We start from the raw sequence: 18,768 nt of genomic DNA on the forward strand, positions 1-18,768 counted from the left end.
TTTCGCCCAGGCCCAGCGGGAAATCGCCCTGGCCATCGGCGAGCCGCCGGCGACCAAAGGTTATCCGCCGTCGGTGTTCGCCAAACTGCCGAAACTGGTGGAGCGCGCCGGTAACGCGGAGAAGGGCGGGGGTTCGATCACCGCGTTCTACACCGTACTGTCCGAAGGCGATGACCAGCAGGACCCGATCGCCGACTCCGCACGGGGCGTGCTCGACGGGCACATCGTATTGTCCCGGCGTCTGGCCGAGGAAGGTCATTACCCGGCCATCGATATCGAAGCCTCGATCAGCCGGGTGATGCCGGCGGTGGTGTCGCCGGAACACATGCAGCGAGCGCAATACTTCAAGCAGCTGTGGTCGCGCTACCAACAGAGCCGTGACCTGATCAGCGTCGGCGCCTATGTCGCTGGCGGTGACCGAGAGACTGACCTTGCCATCAACCTGCAGCCGCAGCTGGTCAGGTATCTGCGTCAGGGCCTCAACGACAACATCAGCCTGGGTGAAAGCGAAGCGTATCTCGGCACGATTTTCGCCCCGGCGGCCGGCGGGTAACCGGTCATGGCCCTGAGTCGAGCCGCGCGTCTGGCGCCGGTGGTGGACATGGCCGAGAAGGCCGAGAAAACCGCCGTGCAACGCCTGGGTTATTTTCAGGGTCAGGTGAAAGTGGCCGAGAGCAAACTCGCCGACTTGCATGCCTTTCGTCTGGATTACTCCGAGCAGTGGATCGTACGCGGCAGCACGGGTGTTTCCGGGCAATGGCTGCTGGGTTTCCAGGGCTTTCTGGCGCAGCTCGACACCGCTGTCGATCAGCAGCGTCAAAGTCTGCAATGGCACCAGAACAACCTGGACAAGGCCCGCGATGCCTGGCAGCAGGCATTCGCCCGGGTCGAAGGTCTGCGCAAGCTTGTACAACGTTATCTGGATGAAGCGCAGCGCGCCGAAGACAAGCGCGAACAGAAGCTGCTGGACGAGTTGTCTCAGCGTTTGCCGCGCCACGAGGCGTTTTGACGGGCAGATCTCGCACAGATCCCGACGCCATCGCGCCTTGCCCATGGCCCCTCCAAGTGCTAAACCTTGTACACGTTCGTCAATGACAAGGAAGCCAGTACATGTCAGTCGTTACAGAAGTCTCTCCGGACAAGAAAAAGCTGACGATTTCGGTCAAGGGGCGATTCGATTTCGCCAAGCATCAGGAATTTCGCCAATCCTACGAAAAAGAGCAGCCCGAATCGGTGATTGTCGACCTCAAGGAGGCGACCTATCTCGACAGTTCGGCGCTCGGCATGCTGCTTCTGCTGCGTGATCATGTCGGCGGTGACGACTCGGAAATCCGCGTGGTCAACAGCAGCTCCGACGTAAAGAAAATCCTCGCCATCTCCAACTTCGACAAACTGTTCGACATCAGTTGACGGCCATGCAGCCGCAAGAGCCGCTGACGATCCTGATCGCCGAAGACAGCGCCGCTGACCGGCTGTTGTTGTCGACTATCGTCCGTCGTCAGGGGCATGAAGTGCTGACGGCCACCCACGGTGCGGACGCAGTCGAGGCGTTTATCCGGCAAAAGCCGCATCTGGTGCTGATGGATGCCATGATGCCGGTGATGGACGGGTTCGAAGCCGCACGCCAGATCAAGAAGCTGGCGGGTGAAAACCTGGTGCCGATCATCTTCCTCACGTCGCTGACGGAAAGTGAAGCCCTGGCCCGTTGCCTTGAGGCCGGCGGTGACGACTTTCTGGCGAAGCCTTACAACCAGGTGATCCTCGCCGCCAAAATCAAGGCGATGGATCGCTTGCGACGCTTGCAGGCCACGGTTCTTCAGCAGCGCGATCTGATCGCCAAACATCACGAGTATCTGCTCAACGAGCAGCGGGTCGCCAAGGCGGTGTTCGACAAGGTCGCGCATTCCGGCTGCCTGAGCGCGCCGAACATCCGTTACCTGCAATCACCCTATGCGCTGTTCAATGGCGACTTGCTGTTGGCGGCGTACACCCCGGCCGGCGACATGCATGTGTTGCTCGGTGACTTCACCGGTCACGGTTTGCCGGCGGCGGTCGGCGCCATGCCGCTGGCCGAGGTGTTCTATGGCATGACCGCCAAGGGTTACGGTCTGGCCGAAACCCTGCGGGAAATGAACGCCAAGCTCAAGCGCATCCTGCCGGTGGACATGTTCTGCTGCGCGACGCTGTTGTGCCTGAGTTTTCAGCGGCGCTCGGTGGAAGTCTGGAACGGCGGCATGCCCGACGGTTATCTGCATTGCCTCGCCACCGGCGAGCGCACGCCACTGGCGGCACGCCACCTGCCGCTGGGGGTGCTCAGCCCGCAGACCTTCGATGACCGCACCGAGGTTCACTCGATGGCGGTGGGCGATCGGGTGTTCCTGCTCTCCGATGGGGTCATCGACACCTGCGATGCCAACGATCAGCTGTTCGGTGTCGAGCGCTTGCACAAGGTGTTCGCCGCCAATCACCAGCCGGATCGGCTGTTCGAGGAAATCGAGCAGGCGTTGCAGGACTTTCGCGGTGAGGCCCGGGACGATGTGAGCATGGTCGAGGTCAGCCTGCTGGAGATGGCGCAGGTCAATCCGTCGGCGCCGGTGTATTCCGACAGTGGCCAGTCCAGTCCGCTGGACTGGTCGGTGAGCTTCGAATTTCGCGGTGCCACGCTCAAGCGCTTCAACCCGTTGCCTTATCTGTTGCAGTTGCTGCTTGAGGTGCATGGCTTGCGGGCGCAGAGTGGCGCACTGTACAGCGTGCTGGCCGAGCTTTATTCCAACGCGCTGGAGCATGGCGTGCTGGGACTGGATTCGAGCCTCAAGCGCGATGCGTCGGGTTTCGCCCGTTATTACGAGCAGCGCAATGCGCGTCTCGAGGCCTTGCAGGACGGCTACGTGCGCGTGCATTTGCAAGTGCGGCCGGAAGGCGAGGGCGGTTGTCTGGTGGTGCGGGTCGAAGACAGCGGCCAGGGATTTGATGTTTCGCGCGTGATGGAGCGGCCGCTCGACGGTGTCCGTCTGTCGGGGCGCGGCGTCAGCCTGATCCGGCAATTGGCGCGTAATGCCAGCTGGTCAGACGATGGTCGCAGTGCTCGCGTGGAGTTTTTCTGGGAGGCTCTGGCATAATCCGCGCATTCTTGATCAAGGAGTGAACAAGTGGCTGATACACATGTGGACCACGAGGCGCTAAGCGCGCTGCGGGAAGTGATGGAAGACAGCTATCCGGAACTGCTGGATACCTTCCTCGCCGATTCCGAAAATCGCCTGCGGGAGTTGCAGCAGACTGCCGATGCCGACGCATTGTCTTCCGTTGCGCACAGCTTCAAGGGCAGCAGCAGCAACATGGGCGCGACCCGTCTTGCGGTGCTGTGCCAGGAGCTGGAACAGCATGCCAAAGACAAAAGCCCTTCTGAAATCATCAAACTGGTCGCCGACATCCATAGCGAATTCGCCGATGTGCGGCCCGTTTATGTCGCCGAGCGACAGCGCTCGCTGACGCACTGATCCTGCCGCCGGGCGGTTTTGCCGGAATTCTGACAAAACTGGCCCGGCACTTGCAGTCATCTATCCCAACTGTACCTACGATCCCAGTGCAGCGGAGACCGTGCCATGCCTGCAAGCCCCAACATTCTTCTTCAGACCGCCGCCCAGGCCAAGGCGCAAGCTGCCTCGGCCAAATCATCGGCAGTGGCCGCAGAGCCCGGGGACAAGGCCTCCAGCTTCGCTCAGGTGTTCGCCGATCAAGGCCCGAACAAGCCCTCGGTGACCGTCGATAATTCGGCAAAACCTGCCCGTGACAAAGTCGCCGACAACAGCGGCAAGAAAGACGTGGGCAAGGATCAGTCTGCCGCCCCGGAGCCGGCGGTTGCCGATAGCGGCAAAGCCTTGCCCGCCGACAAACCGGCGACGGCGGCAACGGACGACAAGACCGCTACTGATGATGACTCGGCAGACACCGCACCGACTCCTGTTGCCGAAACGGCGCCGGTGGATCCGGCGCTGGTGGCAGCGGTAGAGCCCGTCGTTACCGCACCGGTAGTAGCCACCCCCGTTGTCGAGACCGCCGCGCAACCTGAAACCGACAAGCCAGCCGTGGCGGCATTGCCGGGTATGGTCAAGGATCCGGCGCCGGCCACTGATCCTGCTTTCGACCCCGAGGCGGATCCGCTGGATTCGCTGCCTGCCGTGCGCATGGCCATGGAGCAGAGTGGGCACATTTCCGCTTCCAGCCAGTCCCAGCCCAAAGCCACCCCGGCCCAGGCTCAGGCTGACGGCGAATTGACCTCGGCGCAGAACTTCGCCGCCGGCATGGCCAGCATGCTCGACGTGCAGGCTGACAAGGACAGCACCAGTCAGGGCGGTGAGAAGGCGTTCAGCGGTCTGATCGATGACGGCCTGAAAGACCTGAAGACCGCCACCAGCGACACCCGCGTGGATGATTTCGCCAACCGTCTGGCGGCGCTGACCCAGGCTGCCACGCCGAAAACCGCCAACGCGGTGCCGGTGAACCAGCCGATTGCCATGCACCAGAACGGCTGGACCGAAGAAGTGGTCAACCGGGTCATGTACCTGTCGAGCAACAACCTGAAGGCGGCTGACATCCAGTTGCAGCCGGCCGAGCTTGGGCGTCTGGATATCCGGGTGAACATGGTCCCGGACCAGCAGACCCAGGTGACCTTCATGAGCGCGCATCCGAGCGTGCGTGAAGCCCTCGACGGTCAGATGCACCGCCTGCGCGACATGTTCAACCAGCAAGGCATGGGGCAGGTCGACGTCAACGTGTCCGACCAGAACCGTGGCTGGCAGGGTCAAGGCCAGGAACAGGCGCAGCAGGGGCAGGGCGGTCGCACCAGCGCAGCCGGCGGTCGCCTGGATTCGGCCGAAGAAGAGTTGACGCCGGCCGCCGTGGCTGAAGCGGCGGCCACGGCCACTCACGTGATCGGCTCCAGCGCCGTAGACTACTACGCCTGATATTCAAGGCAAATTAACTGTGGGAGCGAGCTTGCTCGCGAAGGCTTTTTGACGAACAACACCTGTGTTGAATGTTAAACCGCTTTCGCGAGCAAGCTCGCTCCCACAGTTGTTTGCGCTGCCCCTGTCTACCCCTCCGACACTTCTGGCATAACACTTGCTCTTGCCTTGCCGTGCGACTGTGAAAACCCGATTAGTGACGGATTATTGGCATGGCGAAGAGCGAAGCTGCAGCAGTAAAAGACCCCGCAACCAAAGGCAAACTCAAGATGATCATTGCGATCGTGCTCGGGTTGCTGCTGGCCATCGGCGCATCTGTGGGGGCGACCTGGTTCTTCATGCACAGTGCCCAGAGCAAGCCTGAGGCGGCGGCCGAAGCGGCCCCGGTCGGCAAGCAACCGGCGATTTTCGAGCCGATGGCGCCGGCCTTCGTGGCCAACTACAACCAGAACGGCCGTCAGCGCTACATGCAGGTGAGCATCACCATGCTGGCGCGCAATCAGGCCGATCTGGAAGCGCTCAAAGTGCACATGCCGGTGATCCGCAACAACCTGGTGATGCTCTTCTCCGGTCAGGATTTCGCCACGCTGGCGACTCCGGTCGGTCAAGAGATGTTGCGCCAGAAGGCCACAGCCAGCGTCCAGGAAGTGGCGCAGAAAGAGCTGGGCAAAGTGGTGATCGAACAGTTGCTTTTCACTAATTTCGTACTGCAGTAGGAACACGACATGGCCGTGCAGGATCTGCTGTCCCAGGATGAAATCGACGCGCTGTTGCATGGCGTCGACGATGGTCTGGTACAGACCGATAACGCTGCCGAACCCGGCAGTGTCAAAAGCTACGACCTGACCAGCCAGGATCGCATCGTCCGTGGACGCATGCCGACTCTGGAAATGATCAACGAGCGTTTTGCCCGCTACACCCGCATCAGCATGTTCAACATGCTGCGCCGCTCGGCGGACGTTGCCGTCGGTGGCGTACAGGTGATGAAGTTCGGCGAATACGTGCACTCGCTGTACGTGCCGACCAGCCTCAACCTGGTCAAGATCAAACCCCTGCGCGGCACCGCGCTGTTCATCCTCGACGCCAAACTGGTGTTCAAGCTGGTGGACAACTTCTTCGGCGGCGACGGCCGTCACGCCAAGATCGAAGGGCGTGAATTCACCCCGACCGAACTGCGCGTGGTGCGCATGGTGCTGGAGCAGGCGTTCGTCGACTTGAAGGAAGCCTGGCAGGCGATCATGGAAGTCAACTTCGAGTACATCAACTCGGAAGTGAACCCGGCCATGGCCAACATCGTCGGCCCGAGCGAAGCGATCGTGGTCTCCACGTTCCACATCGAACTCGACGGCGGTGGCGGCGACCTGCACGTGACCATGCCGTACTCGATGATCGAGCCGGTGCGCGAAATGCTCGACGCCGGTTTCCAGTCGGACCTCGACGACCAGGACGAACGCTGGGTCAACGCCCTGCGCCAGGACGTGCTCGACGTCGACGTGCCGATCGGTGCCACCGTGGCTCGCCGCCAGTTGAAACTGCGCGACATCCTGCACATGCAGCCGGGTGACGTGATTCCGGTGGAGATGCCGGAAGACATGATCATGCGCGCCAACGGCGTGCCGGCCTTCAAGGTCAAGATGGGCTCGCACAAAGGCAACCTTGCGTTGCAGGTTATCGAGCCGATCGAGCGCCGCTGAAGCGGCGCCCTCACTCCCTGATTCTTTTACCGGTTTTTTGCCCGCCGAGGACAAATGATGAACGACGATATGAACACCCAGGACGATCAGGCACTGGCCGATGAATGGGCTGCCGCCCTGGAAGAAACCGGTGAAGCCGGGCAGGCTGACATCGACGCGCTGCTGGCCGCCGATGCAGGTGCTTCGAGCTCCAACCGTCTGCCGATGGAAGAGTTCGGCAGCGTGCCGAAGAACAACGATCCGGTGACCCTCGACGGTCCGAACCTGGACGTGATTCTCGACATCCCGGTGTCGATCTCGATGGAAGTGGGCAGCACCGACATCAACATCCGCAACCTGCTGCAACTCAACCAGGGTTCGGTGATCGAGCTCGATCGTCTGGCCGGCGAGCCGCTGGACGTGCTGGTCAACGGCACCCTGATCGCCCACGGTGAAGTGGTTGTGGTCAACGAAAAGTTCGGCATCCGTCTGACCGACGTGATCAGCCCGAGCGAACGCATCAAGAAGCTGCGCTGAGTGAAAAAGGTTCTGGGTGCTTTGTTCGGTCTGGCGCTGGCGTTGCCGTTCAGCGTGCTGGCGGCCGAGCCGGTGGCGACCACGGCAGCGGCGGCTGCGCCGGCCGTCAACAGCGGCGTGGCGGGGCAACTGACGCAACTGGTGCTGGGGCTGTTGCTGGTACTGGGGTTGATCTTCTTCCTCGCCTGGCTGTTGCGTCGGGTGCAGCAGGCAGGTCCCGCCGGCAAGGGTCAGGTGATCGAGCTGATCGGCTCGCGCGCGCTCGGGCCGCGTGACCGTCTGATGCTGGTGCAGGTCGGCAACGAGCAGATACTGCTCGGCCTCAGCCCCGGAACCATCACTGCGTTGCACGTGCTCAAAGAGCCGGTCGAGGTGCCGAGCACCGCCGACAAAGCGACTCCGGAATTTGCCCAGCATCTGTTGAAGATCCTCGGCAAGGATCAGAAGGATAAGAAGTAATGGGTGCGTTGCGCATCGTCTTGACCCTGGCCTTGATGTTGGCCGCGCCGCTGGCATTCGCCGCCGATCCGTTGTCGATCCCGGCGATCACCCTGGGCACCAACGCCGAGGGCGCGCAGGAGTACTCGGTCAGCCTGCAGATCCTGCTGATCATGACGGCGCTGAGCTTCATTCCGGCCGCCGTCATCCTGATGACCAGTTTCACCCGGATCATCATCGTCTTCTCGATCCTGCGTCAGGCCCTGGGCCTGCAGCAGACGCCGTCGAACCAGATCCTCACCGGCATGGCGCTGTTCTTGACGCTGTTCATCATGGCGCCGGTGTTCGATCGCGTGAACAACGATGCCTTGCAGCCGTACCTCGCGGAAAAGCTGACGGCCCAGCAGGCGGTGGAAAAGGCTCAGGTGCCGATCAAGGACTTCATGCTCGCCCAGACCCGCTCCAGCGATCTGGAGCTGTTCATGCGCCTGTCCAAGCGCACCGACATCGCGACGCCGGATCAGGCGCCGCTGACGATTCTGGTGCCGGCCTTCGTGACGTCTGAACTGAAGACTGCGTTCCAGATCGGCTTCATGATCTTCATCCCGTTCCTGATCATCGACCTGGTCGTCGCGAGCGTGCTGATGGCGATGGGTATGATGATGCTGTCGCCGCTGATCATTTCCCTACCGTTCAAAATCATGCTGTTCGTGCTGGTGGATGGCTGGGCGCTGATCATCGGCACCCTGGCCAGCAGTTTCGGAGGTGTATCGCCATGACGCCAGAAGTAGCGGTCGACATCTTTCGCGAAGCCCTGTGGCTGACCACCATGATGGTGGCGATCCTGGTGGTGCCGAGTCTGCTGGTGGGCCTGCTGGTGTCGATGTTCCAGGCCGCGACCCAGATCAACGAACAGACCCTGAGCTTCCTGCCGCGTCTGCTGGTGATGCTGGTAACGCTGATCGTCGCCGGCCCATGGCTGGTGCAGACGTTCATGGAATACATCACGCAGTTGTACAAAAATATTCCGATGGTCATCGGCTAAGCCATGCAATCGCTGCTTCAGTTGACCGATACCCAGATCAGCACCTGGGTGGCGTCGTTCATGCTGCCGATGTTTCGCGTCGCCTCGATGTTGATGGTGATGCCGGTCTTCGGAACCACGCTGGTGCCCCGGCGGATCCGTCTGTACTTCGCATTCGCGATCACCGTGGTGATCACGCCCAACCTGCCGGCGATGCCGGCGGTCAGCCCGCTGGACCTCAGCGGTCTGCTGCTGATCGCCGAGCAGATTCTGGTCGGTGCGGTGCTGGGCTTCTCTCTGCAATTGTTCTTTCAGGCCTTCGTAGTGGCGGGGCAGATCGTCGCGATCCAGATGGGCATGGGCTTCGCGTCGATGATCGACCCTACCAACGGCGTGTCGGTGGCGGTGATCGGGCAGTTCTTTACGATGCTGGTGACTTTGCTGTTCCTGTCAATGAACGGGCACCTGGTGGTCTTCGAAGTGCTCACCGAAAGCTTCACCACGCTGCCGGTCGGCGGCGGGCTGATGACCACGCATTACTGGGAACTGGCCGGCAAACTCGGCTGGGTGCTGGGCGCCGCCTTGTTGCTGGTGCTGCCGGCGGTCACAGCGCTGCTGGTGGTCAACATCGCTTTTGGCGTGATGACCCGGGCCGCGCCACAGCTCAACATTTTCTCCATCGGCTTTCCGCTGACCCTGGTGCTCGGCCTGTTCATCGTTTGGGTCGGGTTGGCGGACATTCTCAATCAGTATCAACCGCTGGCCACCGAGGCCCTGCAGTTTTTACGCGAACTGGCAAAGGCGCGCTGAGTCATGGCTGAGAGCGAAAGCGGTCAGGACAAAACAGAAGACCCCACGGAAAAGCGCAAGAAGGACTCCCGGGAAAAGGGTGAGATTGCGCGCTCCAAGGAGCTCAACACGCTGGCGGTGATGATGGCCGGTGCGGGTGCGCTGTTGGTTTTTGGCGGGATGCTGGCGCAGGATTTGATGGACCTGATGCGCCAGAACTTCACGCTGTCGCGGGAAGTGATCATGGACGAGCGCTCCATGGCGACGTTCCTGATGAACTCCGGATTGCAGGCATTGCTGGCGATTCAGCCGATCATGATCACCCTGTTGGTTGCCGCTTTCCTCGGGCCGATCGCGCTGGGTGGCTGGCTGTTCGCTGCCGGTTCGCTGGCGCCCAAGTTCAGCCGGATGAACCCGGCGGCGGGCCTCAAGCGGATGTTCTCGATGAAGGCCGTGATCGAGCTGCTCAAGGCGCTGGCCAAGTTTCTCATCACGCTGGGTGTGGCGCTGGTGGTGCTCAATTCGGACATCGACGACCTGCTGCGCATCGCCCACGAACCGCTGGACCGGGCGATCATTCACAGCTTGCAACTGGTGGGCTGGAGCTCGCTGTGGCTGGCGTGCGGGTTGATCATCATCGCTGCTGTCGATGTGCCCGTGCAGATCTGGGAGAGCATCAAGAAGCTCAAGATGACCAAGCAGGAAGTGCGCGACGAGCACAAGGACCAGGAAGGTCGGCCGGAGGTCAAGCAACGGATTCGCCAGGTTCAGCGCGAGATGTCGCAGCGCCGGATGATGGCGGCGATTCCGGACGCCGACGTGGTCATCACCAACCCGACCCACTACGCCGTGGCGCTCAAGTACGACGCCGAGAAGGGCGGGGCGCCGATGCTGCTGGCCAAGGGCAGCGACTTCCTGGCACTGAAGATCCGCGAAATCGCCATGGCCAACAACGTCATGCTTCTCGAATCGCCAGCGCTGGCGCGTTCGATCTATTACTCCACGGAGCTGGAAGAAGAAATCCCCGGCGGCCTGTACCTGGCGGTCGCCCAGGTACTGGCCTACGTCTACCAGATCCGCCAGCACCGCGCGGGCAAGGGCAAGTTCCCGGAACCGCTCAAGGACGACCTGCCGATCCCGCCGGATCTGCGGCGCGATTCCTGATTCTGATGAAACAAAAAAACCGCCTCCGGTTGAACCCGGTGGCGGTTTTTTTATGCCTGATGATCTGTGTTGCCTGTGAGGCCTCTTTCGCGAGCAGGCTCGCTCCCACGGTTGACCGCGTTCCATTGTGGGAGCGAGCCTGCTCGCGATGACGTCAGCCGCCACGGCACATCACTCAAGCCCTTACACAGGGTTCGGCGACGGCGGTAATTCCAGATTATCCAGCACCCGATTCACTGCCAGCTCGCCGAGCATGATCAGTTGCGCAATACCCACCAATGTCCTGCGCTGCGAGGCGGGCATGAGATGGGTGAAGTCATTGACGATGGTTCTGGCGGAAGCCAGGGTTTCGCAGGCATCGACCAGCAGCTCTTCGTTTTTGAAGTCCGCGGTGACGGCGTACATTCTGCGGGTTTTGCGCGGTGGTGGCGTGGAGCCGGGCGGGCAGAGATAGTGATCGAGGGCGCGGTCGGCGGCTTCGTGAAGCTTTCTGGAATCGGCGGATTCGTAGGGCGAGGCGGGGTCGGTTTCGGGTGGGTTGGGTGTGGGTTTGATCATGGTGAAGCTCCTTTGGGGTGGAGCCGCCAAATCCAGTCGCTAAACAGGAAGGGTGGCGGCTGTACGCAGGTTAGCGAACCGGTCAAAGGCACCCGGCAGACCGCAAGGGTCTCCCGCATACAGCCACCATAACGAAATTGCAGACATACAGATCCGCAACGAAGCCTGGAACGCTGGTGCACCTTTAAATTGAGCCGAGTCGCTAAACCCGATCGCTGATTCGTCAGCGACCGACCCACAATAGAACCCGACCCCAAAGCGCACAAGCCGGCGGATTCTGGCGTAGCCGTAGGCAACGGCGCAAGGATTCGTAGCCTGTAAGGCGTGTCTGAAGGTGTCTTTTAAACACCCGAGTTTAAAAGGCACTTTTTGCTGACCTCTTGCGAAAGCGACATCCCGCCCAGCAGAAAAACCACGCCCGAACCCCTCTGTTTCAATCATCGGCAAAAGTTGGAAGGCTTCTTGCAGTAGCCGCCGTGCGTCCGCTCTGGGCGTCAAAAGTTTGCTTTAAAGGAACGAGGAAAACCGGTGGATCGCTCTCAGTTAATCAACAGTGCTCGCTCGAACATTGCCGACCTCAGTCGGGGCAATCTGGGTGTGCCGCTGTTGCTGCTGGTCATGCTGGCGATGATGATGTTGCCGGTGCCGCCGTTCCTGCTCGACGTGTTCTTCACCTTCAACATTGCCCTGTCGATCGTCGTGCTGCTGGTCTGCGTGTACGCCTTGCGGCCGCTGGATTTCGCGGTGTTCCCGACGATCCTGCTGGTGGCGACCCTGTTGCGACTGGCGCTCAACGTGGCGTCTACGCGGGTGGTGATGCTCCACGGTCAGGACGGCCACGCCGCTGCCGGTAAGGTGATCCAGGCCTTCGGTGAGGTGGTGATCGGCGGTAACTACGTGGTCGGTATCGTGGTCTTCGCCATTTTGATGATCATCAACTTCGTCGTGGTAACCAAGGGTGCCGGCCGGATCTCCGAGGTGAGCGCGCGTTTCACCCTCGATGCGATGCCCGGCAAGCAAATGGCGATCGACGCCGACCTCAACGCCGGTCTGATCGATCAGGCCCAGGCCAAGGCCCGCCGTCAGGAAGTGGCCCAGGAGGCAGAGTTCTACGGTTCGATGGACGGTGCCAGCAAGTTCGTGCGCGGTGATGCCATCGCCGGTTTGCTGATTCTGTTCATCAACCTGATCGGCGGCATGGCCGTCGGTATCTTCCAGCACAACATGACTTTCGCCGACGCCGGCAAGGTTTACGCCTTGCTTACCATCGGTGACGGTTTAGTGGCGCAATTGCCATCACTGTTGTTATCTACAGCGGCAGCGATCATGGTGACCCGTGCTTCCGGCTCGGAAGACATGGGCAAGCAGATCAATCGCCAGATGTTCGCCTCGCCAAAAGCGCTGGCGGTGGCGGCCGGTTTGATGGCGGTCATGGGCCTGGTGCCGGGCATGCCGCACTTCTCGTTCCTGAGCATGGCTGCACTTGCCGCCGGTGGTGCTTACCTGTTCTGGAAGAAGCAGAACGTGGCCAAGGTCGTCGCGCTGGAAGAGGTCAAGCGCCAGCAGGAACTGCTGCCGTCGCCGGCCCGCGCCATGGAAACCAAGGAGCTGGGCTGGGACGACGTGACCCCGATCGACATGATCGGCCTGGAAGTCGGCTACCGCCTGATTCCGCTGGTGGACCGCAACCAGGGCGGGCAATTGCTGGCGCGGATCAAGGGCGTGCGCAAGAAGCTCTCGCAGGACCTGGGCTTCCTGATGCCGACCGTGCACATCCGCGACAACCTCGACCTGGCGCCGAGCGCCTATCGCCTGACCCTGATGGGCGTGATCCTGGCCGAGGCCGAGATCTACCCGGACCGCGAACTGGCGATCAACCCGGGGCAGGTCTACGGCTCGCTCAACGGCATTACCGCCAAAGATCCGGCTTTTGGCCTGGAGGCGGTGTGGATCGAAGTCAGCCAGCGGGCCCAGGCGCAATCGCTCGGTTACACCGTGGTCGATGCCAGCACCGTGGTTGCGACCCACTTGAACCAGATTCTGTACAAGCACTCCAGCGAGCTGATCGGCCACGAAGAAGTGCAGCAACTGATGCAATTGCTGGCCAAGAGCTCGCCGAAACTGGCTGAAGAGCTGGTGCCGGGCGTGGTCACGCTGTCGCAGTTGCTCAAGGTGTTGCAGGCGTTGCTGGCAGAACACGTGCCGGTGCGCGATATCCGCAGCATTGCCGAAGCCATCGCCAACAATGCCGCCAAGAGTCAAGATACCGCCGCTTTGGTGGCCGCTGTGCGGGTCGGCGTATCCCGCGCCATCGTCCAAAGCATTGTAGGGACTGAGTCGGAGCTGCCAGTTATCACGCTGGAGCCAAGGTTGGAACAAATATTGCTCAATAGTCTGCAGAAGGCAGGACAAGGCTCGGAAGAGGGCGTTCTGCTGGAACCGAGCATGGCCGAGAAGCTGCAGCGTTCGCTGATCGAAGCGGCGCAGCGCCAGGAAATGCAAGGTCAGCCGGTGATCCTGTTGGTAGCAGGCCCGGTTCGCGCGATGCTCTCGCGCTTTGGTCGCCTGGCAGTTCCCGGACTGCATGTGCTGGCCTACCAGGAAATTCCGGACAACAAGCAAGTGACCATCGTTGCGACAGTAGGGCCCAACGGCTGAGGTAGTGGTTTATGCAAGTTAAGCGTTTTTTCGCCGCCGATATGCGTCAGGCCATGAAGCTGGTTCGTGATGAGCTGGGCGCTGATGCCGCCATCATTGGCAACCGCCGCATCGCCGGCGGCGTCGAGCTGACGGCGGCGCTCGATTACAAACTGTCGGCGCTGGCCCCGCGTGTTCCGAACATGGAACTCGAGGATGAGCTGCGCAAGACCCAGTCGCGCATCGTCACCGCCCAGGCCGAGCTGAGCCTGCGTGGCGAAGCCGACGGCAACACCAATCGCCAGTTGTTCGCCGGGCTGCCGTTGACGGCCGGCCTGCCGCTGACCGCTGCCGAACCGCTGACCGAACCGACCTACGAAGCTCCAGCCCGTCCGGCACCAGCGCCTGCAGCGGTTTCCGCTGGCGTCGACCCGCGTGCTCTGGACTCGATGCGTTTCGAGCTCAACAGCCTGCGCGAACTGATGGAAGTGCAACTCGGCACCCTGGCCTGGAACCAGCTGCAAGGCAGCCGTCCGGCCCAGGCCAATCTGTACCGTCGTCTGCAACGCATCGGTTTGTCCGGCCCGCTGTCCCGTGATCTGCTGTCGATGATCACCGAGATCGACGAACCGCGTCAGGCCTGGCGCATGCTGCTGGCGCACCTGGCGCGGATGATTGCCGTACCGGAAGTCGAGCCGCTGGAAGAGGGCGGTGTGATTGCCATGGTCGGCCCTGCCGGCATGGGCAAGACCACCACCCTGGCCAAACTGGCCGCCCGTTACGTGCTCAAGTACGGCGCGCAGAACATCGCGCTGGTGAGCATGGACAGTTTCCGTATCGGCGCGCAGGAGCAGCTCAAGACGCTGGGCCGCATCCTCAATGTGTCGGTGACCCACGTCGATCCGGGCCAGTCCCTGGTGCAGGCGCTGGATCCACTGCTGCGCAAACGCGTGGTGCTGATCGATACCGCCGGCCTGCAAGCCAGCGATCCGGCACTGCGCATGCAGCTGGAAAGTCTGGCCGGTCGTGGCATTCGGTCGAAAAATTATCTGGTGCTGGCAACCACCAGCCAGAAACAGGTTCTAACCGCCGCTTATCACAGTTACAAGCGTTGCGGGCTGGCCGGGTGCATCCTGACTAAACTGGATGAGACGGCAAGCCTTGGCGAAGTGCTGAGCCTGGCGATCAGTCACGAACTGCCGGTCGCCTACCTGACCGATGGGCCGCGTATTCCGGATGATCTGCATCTGCCGCGCCGTCATCAACTGGTCAGCCGCGCCGTGAGTGTGCAAATGCAGGAAGAACCCAGCGAAGAAGCCATGGCTGACATGTTCGCTGATATCTACCACAGTCCGACCAAGCAGGTTGGCTGAGGTAATGAACCGTTTTTGTACCTACATCGATGGTCTGCCATGCATTGTTCCGGTTGTGAACGCGCAGCCAGTAATGTGGCCTCCGTCTATGCAAGACAAGGTAAAGAAATAACATGGGCAGCATGCATCCCGTACAGGTGATCGCGGTGACCGGCGGCAAAGGTGGCGTCGGCAAGACTAATGTGTCAGTGAACTTGTCCCTGGCGCTGGCAGAGCTTGGCCGTCGGGTCATGCTGCTGGACGCCGACCTGGGGCTGGCGAACGTCGACGTTCTGCTGGGCCTCACACCCAAACGCACCCTGGCCGACGTGATCGAAGGCCGCTGCGAGCTGCGCGACGTGCTGTTGCAAGGCCCCGGCGGGATCCGCATCGTGCCGGCCGCTTCCGGCACCCAGAGCATGGTTCACCTGAGCCCGGCCCAGCATGCCGGCCTGATTCAGGCGTTCAGCGACATCGGCGACAATCTCGATGTACTGGTGATCGACACCGCTGCGGGTATTGGTGACTCGGTAGTCAGTTTCGTTCGCGCAGCGCAGGAAGTGTTGCTGGTGGTCTGCGACGAGCCGACCTCGATCACTGACGCCTACGCGCTGATCAAGCTGCTGAACCGCGATTACGGCATGAACCGCTTCCGCGTCCTGGCCAACATGGCCCAGAGCCCGCAGGAAGGTCGCAATCTGTTCGCCAAGTTGACCAAGGTCACGGATCGCTTCCTCGACGTCGCCCTACAATACGTCGGTGCGGTGCCCTACGACGAAAGCGTGCGCAAGGCGGTGCAGAAGCAGCGTGCGGTCTATGAAGCCTTCCCGCGTTCCAAGTGCGCACTGGCGTTCAAGGCGATCGCACAGAAGGTCGACACCTGGCCGCTGCCCGCCAACCCGCGCGGCCACCTCGAATTTTTCGTCGAGCGCCTCGTGCAGCAAACGGCAGGACCTGTGCTATGACCGCCAGCGGTATGAACCTTTACAAAAAGTCGGCGCGTGACGCGCAGTACGAGCTGATCGAGCGTTACGCGCCACTGGTCAAACGCATCGCCTACCACTTGCTGGCGCGATTGCCGGCCAGTGTGCAGGTCGAAGACCTGATCCAGGCCGGCATGATCGGCCTGCTCGAAGTCTCGACCAAATACGACGCCAGCAAGGGCGCCAGTTTTGAAACGTACGCGGGCATCCGGATCCGCGGTGCGATGCTCGATGAAGTCCGTAAGGGGGACTGGGCGCCACGCTCGGTTCACCGCAATACCCGTATGGTCAGCGACGCGATTCGCTCGATTGAAGCTAAAACCGGCCGTGACGCTAAAGATCACGAAGTTGCGGCCGAACTCCAATTGAGTCTCGACGATTACTACGGGATTTTGAACGACACCCTGGGCAGCCGGCTGTTCAGTTTCGACGACCTGTTGCAGGACGGCGAACACGAAGGGCTGCACGAGGATGGCGCCAGTGCTCATCTGGAGCCGTCGCGCGATCTGGAAGACGAACGTTTCCAGGCCGCGCTGGCGGACGCGATTGCCAATTTGCCGGAGCGTGAGCGACTGGTGTTGGCGCTGTACTACGACGAAGAGCTGAACCTCAAGGAGATCGGTGAAGTCCTTGGCGTCAGTGAATCGCGGGTCAGCCAGTTACACAGCCAGTGCGCGGCCCGCTTGCGGGGGCGTTTGGGGGAGTGGCGAGCGCGCTGAAGGCAGTGTGGGGACACTGCGAACGAGGCTGGTGCGGTGGTGAACGGCACCGGTCTTGCTCTGTTGTGCTCCAGACAGTCATCGAGTGTTTTGCCGGATTGATTGAAATGGCGCGTCCAGGTGCTGGACGCGTTTAAGACTGCTTGGAGGTCGAATTGAACAAAGACATGAAAATCCTCATCGTTGATGACTTCTCAACGATGCGGCGGATCATCAAGAACCTGTTGCGTGATCTGGGGTTCACCAACACCGTTGAAGCCGACGATGGCACCACTGCCATTCCGGTGCTCAACAGCGGCAGCATCGACTTTCTGGTGACCGACTGGAACATGCCTGGCATGACCGGTATCGACCTGCTGCGCCACGTGCGCGCCGATGAAAAGCTCAAGCACCTGCCAGTGCTGATGGTGACCGCTGAAGCCAAGCGCGAGCAGATCATCGAAGCGGCCCAGGCCGGCGTTAACGGCTACGTGGTCAAACCTTTCACGGCCCAGGCGTTGAAAGAAAAAATCGAGAAGATTTTCGAACGCATCGGCTGATGAACGCGCGGGGGAGCTATGGAGCATAAAGAATCTTCACAGGGCGACTTCGAGTCGACCCTGAAAAAACACGCGGTCGAACTGGTCGAAAGCCTTGAAAAGGGCAGGTTCGGCGACGCTGTGCAACTGATCCATGAGCTCAATCAGACCCGTGACCGTGGCCTGTACCAGGAAGTGGGCAAGCTCACGCGTGAACTGCACAGTGCGATCGTCAATTTCCAGATCGATCCGCACATGCCGCAGGCTGAGGAAGTGTCGCAAATCACCGACGCTACCGAACGCCTGGGCTACGTGGTCAAACTGACCGAAGCTGCCGCCAACCGCACCATGGATCTGGTGGAAAGCGCGACCCCTGTGGTCAATGGCCTGGCTGACGAAGCCCAGGCCTTGAGCGCCGATTGGGGCCGCTTCATGCGCCGTGAGGTCGGGGCTGAAGAGTTCCGTGAACTGGCGCGCCGGGTCGACGGTTTTCTGGCACGCAGTAGCGCGGACAACCGCGCGGTGTCGAGCAATCTGAACGACATTCTGCTCGCCCAGGATTACCAGGATCTCACCGGTCAAGTGATCAAGCGCGTGACCCAATTGGTCACCGAAGTCGAAAGCAACCTGCTCAAGCTCGTGCTCATGGCCAGCCAGGTGGACCGCTTTGCGGGCATCGAACATGACCGTGCGGCGATGCTTGCTGAAAAAGATCCACAAAAACATCTCTCGCAGGGTGAAGGTCCGCAGATTCATGCCGATAAACGAGAAGACGTTGTGTCCGGTCAGGACGATGTGGACGATTTGCTATCCAGCCTTGGATTTTGAGTTTTTTTGGGTTTTTAGACCTGTAGGAGCACCCCATTAATGAGCTTCGGCGCCGATGAAGAGATCCTTCAGGATTTCCTGGTTGAGGCCGGCGAGATTCTTGAGCAACTGTCCGAACAACTGGTCGAGCTGGAAAGCCGCCCGGATGACGCAGATCTGCTCAACGCAATTTTTCGCGGTTTCCACACTGTAAAAGGGGGCGCCGGCTTCCTTCAGCTCAACGAGCTGGTGGAGTGCTGTCACATCGCCGAAAACGTGTTCGACATCCTGCGCAAGGGTGAACGACGCGTCGATGCAGAACTGATGGACGTGGTGCTCGAAGCGCTGGACGCGGTGAACAGCATGTTCAGCGAAGTCCGCGATCGCAGCCCGATCACCGCCGCCACCCCGGAACTGCTGGCCGCCCTGGCGCGTCTGGCCGAACCGCAATCGGCGGATGAAGCCCCGGCTTCGCCTGTTGCCGAGATGATCGAAGAACTGGTCGTCGAAGGCGATTCGGGCGACATCACCGATAACGAATTTGAACAGTTGCTGGATTCGCTGAACGCCGTCAAGGCCGAAGCCGAAGCCCCGGCGGCTGGCGC

21 protein-coding genes and 1 pseudogene are annotated in these 18,768 nt (G+C 61.1%); 21 read left to right on the top strand and 1 reads right to left on the bottom strand.

From position 1 onward, the window contains the following. The 14 genes and pseudogenes from fliI to flhB form a co-directional block, all read left to right on the top strand. Positions 1-553 (top strand): annotated as a pseudogene (gene fliI, locus PMI24_RS06165) (flagellum-specific ATP synthase FliI); the annotation flags it as partial. A 6-nt stretch (positions 554-559) separates the two neighbouring features. Then, positions 560-1,009 (top strand): flagellar export protein FliJ, encoded by a 450-nt coding sequence (gene fliJ / locus PMI24_RS06170; protein ID WP_007951935.1) that lies wholly within the window; start codon positions 560-562, stop codon positions 1,007-1,009. Positions 1,010-1,110: 101 nt separating this feature from the next. Continuing rightward, positions 1,111-1,410 carry an STAS domain-containing protein gene (locus tag PMI24_RS06175; RefSeq protein WP_007951938.1) on the top strand — a complete coding sequence of 100 codons (300 nt, stop codon included), beginning with the start codon at positions 1,111-1,113 and terminating at the stop codon, positions 1,408-1,410. Between the two features lie 5 nt (positions 1,411-1,415). After that, positions 1,416-3,119 (top strand): ATP-binding SpoIIE family protein phosphatase, encoded by a 1,704-nt coding sequence (locus PMI24_RS06180; RefSeq protein ID WP_007951939.1) that lies wholly within the window; start codon positions 1,416-1,418, stop codon positions 3,117-3,119. 30 nt (positions 3,120-3,149) lie between these two features. Next, entirely contained in the window at positions 3,150-3,497 is a 348-nt protein-coding gene (locus PMI24_RS06185) for an Hpt domain-containing protein (protein WP_007951942.1), read from the top strand. Between the two features lie 105 nt (positions 3,498-3,602). Next, a complete protein-coding gene (locus tag PMI24_RS06190; protein WP_007951944.1) occupies positions 3,603-4,964 on the top strand; it encodes a flagellar hook-length control protein FliK in 1,362 nt (453 codons plus the stop codon). Between the two features lie 212 nt (positions 4,965-5,176). Then, positions 5,177-5,680 (top strand): flagellar basal body-associated protein FliL, encoded by a 504-nt coding sequence (fliL, locus tag PMI24_RS06195; protein WP_007951946.1) that lies wholly within the window; start codon positions 5,177-5,179, stop codon positions 5,678-5,680. Positions 5,681-5,689: 9 nt separating this feature from the next. Continuing rightward, positions 5,690-6,658 (top strand): flagellar motor switch protein FliM, encoded by a 969-nt coding sequence (gene fliM / locus PMI24_RS06200; RefSeq protein ID WP_003222890.1) that lies wholly within the window; start codon positions 5,690-5,692, stop codon positions 6,656-6,658. Between the two features lie 57 nt (positions 6,659-6,715). Continuing rightward, on the top strand, positions 6,716-7,174 hold the full coding sequence (gene fliN / locus PMI24_RS06205) for a flagellar motor switch protein FliN (RefSeq protein ID WP_007951948.1): 459 nt from the start codon (positions 6,716-6,718) through the stop codon (positions 7,172-7,174). Next, entirely contained in the window at positions 7,175-7,633 is a 459-nt protein-coding gene (fliO, locus tag PMI24_RS06210) for a flagellar biosynthetic protein FliO (RefSeq protein WP_007951949.1), read from the top strand. It abuts the gene before it with no gap. Then, positions 7,633-8,391 carry a flagellar type III secretion system pore protein FliP gene (gene fliP / locus PMI24_RS06215; RefSeq protein ID WP_007951950.1) on the top strand — a complete coding sequence of 253 codons (759 nt, stop codon included), beginning with the start codon at positions 7,633-7,635 and terminating at the stop codon, positions 8,389-8,391. Before fliO ends, fliP begins: the two co-directional genes overlap by 1 nt. Further along, on the top strand, positions 8,388-8,657 hold the full coding sequence (gene fliQ, locus PMI24_RS06220; RefSeq protein ID WP_007951951.1) for a flagellar biosynthesis protein FliQ: 270 nt from the start codon (positions 8,388-8,390) through the stop codon (positions 8,655-8,657). Before fliP ends, fliQ begins: the two co-directional genes overlap by 4 nt. Before the next feature lie 3 nt (positions 8,658-8,660). Next, positions 8,661-9,446 carry a flagellar biosynthetic protein FliR gene (gene fliR / locus PMI24_RS06225; RefSeq protein ID WP_007951952.1) on the top strand — a complete coding sequence of 262 codons (786 nt, stop codon included), beginning with the start codon at positions 8,661-8,663 and terminating at the stop codon, positions 9,444-9,446. Between the two features lie 3 nt (positions 9,447-9,449). Then, positions 9,450-10,589 (top strand): flagellar biosynthesis protein FlhB, encoded by a 1,140-nt coding sequence (gene flhB / locus PMI24_RS06230; protein WP_007951953.1) that lies wholly within the window; start codon positions 9,450-9,452, stop codon positions 10,587-10,589. Positions 10,590-10,772: 183 nt separating this feature from the next. On the opposite strand, the gene PMI24_RS06235 is transcribed toward flhB, so the two are convergent. Continuing rightward, on the bottom strand, positions 10,773-11,147 hold the full coding sequence (locus PMI24_RS06235; RefSeq protein ID WP_007951954.1) for a DUF6124 family protein: 375 nt from the start codon (positions 11,145-11,147) through the stop codon (positions 10,773-10,775). A 528-nt stretch (positions 11,148-11,675) separates the two neighbouring features. Here PMI24_RS06235 and flhA point away from each other — a divergent pair. From flhA to PMI24_RS06270, 7 genes are all read left to right on the top strand, one after another. Then, positions 11,676-13,805, top strand: coding sequence for a flagellar biosynthesis protein FlhA (gene flhA / locus PMI24_RS06240; protein WP_007951956.1), 2,130 nt, complete (start codon positions 11,676-11,678; stop codon positions 13,803-13,805). A gap of 11 nt (positions 13,806-13,816) precedes the next feature. Next, complete coding sequence (gene flhF, locus PMI24_RS06245) at positions 13,817-15,157, top strand: flagellar biosynthesis protein FlhF (RefSeq protein WP_007951958.1); 1,341 nt, start codon at positions 13,817-13,819, stop codon at positions 15,155-15,157. Positions 15,158-15,270: 113 nt separating this feature from the next. Next, positions 15,271-16,101, top strand: a complete 831-nt coding sequence (fleN, locus tag PMI24_RS06250) for a flagellar synthesis regulator FleN (RefSeq protein ID WP_003222917.1) — start codon at positions 15,271-15,273, stop codon at positions 16,099-16,101. Then, entirely contained in the window at positions 16,098-16,838 is a 741-nt protein-coding gene (gene fliA / locus PMI24_RS06255) for an RNA polymerase sigma factor FliA (protein WP_007951959.1), read from the top strand. Before fleN ends, fliA begins: the two co-directional genes overlap by 4 nt. A 167-nt stretch (positions 16,839-17,005) precedes the next feature. Beyond that, entirely contained in the window at positions 17,006-17,377 is a 372-nt protein-coding gene (locus PMI24_RS06260; RefSeq protein ID WP_003183998.1) for a chemotaxis response regulator CheY, read from the top strand. Positions 17,378-17,395: 18 nt separating this feature from the next. Further along, the gene (locus PMI24_RS06265) at positions 17,396-18,184 is read left to right on the top strand and encodes a protein phosphatase CheZ (protein WP_007951961.1); all 789 of its coding nucleotides are present in this window, start codon (positions 17,396-17,398) and stop codon (positions 18,182-18,184) included. A gap of 39 nt (positions 18,185-18,223) precedes the next feature. Next, the coding region (locus PMI24_RS06270; protein WP_007951962.1) for an Hpt domain-containing protein at positions 18,224-18,768 on the top strand (545 nt) is incomplete at its 3' end.

The sequence above is a fragment of the Pseudomonas sp. GM25 genome (assembly GCF_000282255.1).
GTDB lineage: Bacteria > Pseudomonadota > Gammaproteobacteria > Pseudomonadales > Pseudomonadaceae > Aquipseudomonas > Aquipseudomonas aphyarum.

Coding starts and splice junctions, on each gene's coding strand:
- flhB (WP_007951953.1), top strand. CDS start 9,450: ATGGCTGAGAGCGAAAGCGGTCAGGACAAAACAGAAGACCCCACGGAA.
- flhF (WP_007951958.1), top strand. CDS start 13,817: ATGCAAGTTAAGCGTTTTTTCGCCGCCGATATGCGTCAGGCCATGAAG.
- fliN (WP_007951948.1), top strand. CDS start 6,716: ATGAACGACGATATGAACACCCAGGACGATCAGGCACTGGCCGATGAA.
- fliJ (WP_007951935.1), top strand. CDS start 560: ATGGCCCTGAGTCGAGCCGCGCGTCTGGCGCCGGTGGTGGACATGGCC.
- PMI24_RS06175 (WP_007951938.1), top strand. CDS start 1,111: ATGTCAGTCGTTACAGAAGTCTCTCCGGACAAGAAAAAGCTGACGATT.
- fliP (WP_007951950.1), top strand. CDS start 7,633: ATGGGTGCGTTGCGCATCGTCTTGACCCTGGCCTTGATGTTGGCCGCG.
- fliA (WP_007951959.1), top strand. CDS start 16,098: ATGACCGCCAGCGGTATGAACCTTTACAAAAAGTCGGCGCGTGACGCG.
- PMI24_RS06235 (WP_007951954.1), bottom strand. CDS start 11,147: ATGATCAAACCCACACCCAACCCACCCGAAACCGACCCCGCCTCGCCC.
- fliL (WP_007951946.1), top strand. CDS start 5,177: ATGGCGAAGAGCGAAGCTGCAGCAGTAAAAGACCCCGCAACCAAAGGC.
- fliR (WP_007951952.1), top strand. CDS start 8,661: ATGCAATCGCTGCTTCAGTTGACCGATACCCAGATCAGCACCTGGGTG.
- fliQ (WP_007951951.1), top strand. CDS start 8,388: ATGACGCCAGAAGTAGCGGTCGACATCTTTCGCGAAGCCCTGTGGCTG.
- fliM (WP_003222890.1), top strand. CDS start 5,690: ATGGCCGTGCAGGATCTGCTGTCCCAGGATGAAATCGACGCGCTGTTG.
- fleN (WP_003222917.1), top strand. CDS start 15,271: ATGGGCAGCATGCATCCCGTACAGGTGATCGCGGTGACCGGCGGCAAA.
- PMI24_RS06260 (WP_003183998.1), top strand. CDS start 17,006: ATGAAAATCCTCATCGTTGATGACTTCTCAACGATGCGGCGGATCATC.
- PMI24_RS06190 (WP_007951944.1), top strand. CDS start 3,603: ATGCCTGCAAGCCCCAACATTCTTCTTCAGACCGCCGCCCAGGCCAAG.
- PMI24_RS06180 (WP_007951939.1), top strand. CDS start 1,416: ATGCAGCCGCAAGAGCCGCTGACGATCCTGATCGCCGAAGACAGCGCC.
- PMI24_RS06265 (WP_007951961.1), top strand. CDS start 17,396: ATGGAGCATAAAGAATCTTCACAGGGCGACTTCGAGTCGACCCTGAAA.